The sequence below is a fragment of the Polaromonas sp. UBA4122 genome (genome assembly GCA_002381615.1).
In the GTDB taxonomy this organism is placed as follows: domain Bacteria; phylum Pseudomonadota; class Gammaproteobacteria; order Burkholderiales; family Burkholderiaceae_C; genus Polaromonas.
On the sequence record DFWY01000025.1, the window covers coordinates 42277 to 42527 of the forward strand.

Sequence of the window (251 nt, forward strand, 5' to 3'; positions counted from 1 at the left end):
GACCTTGAACAGCTCACCCATTTCGTGCTCGTTCACCAGCATTTGCACCTTGGCGATCTCTGCCAGGCTGGCGTTTTCCATGCCGTCCAGCAGCCCGCAGTTGAGCAGAAAGCGGCCCTGGCCGGTGTAGCCCACAACCTGCAAGCCGGCCTCCTGCCCAGCCAGTGCAATGCCGGTGAAATTGACATGGGCGGTGATGTCCTTGCTGCCCACGTCGGCCAGCGCATCGGTGTCGGACATGTGGCTGCGGT

General features: G+C 62.2%; 1 protein-coding gene. It reads right to left on the reverse strand.

Annotated features, from left to right (window positions below):
* Positions 1-251: SAM-dependent methyltransferase (locus tag B3F77_RS03505; RefSeq protein ID WP_293603613.1), on the reverse strand; the 251-nt coding region annotated here is incomplete at both ends.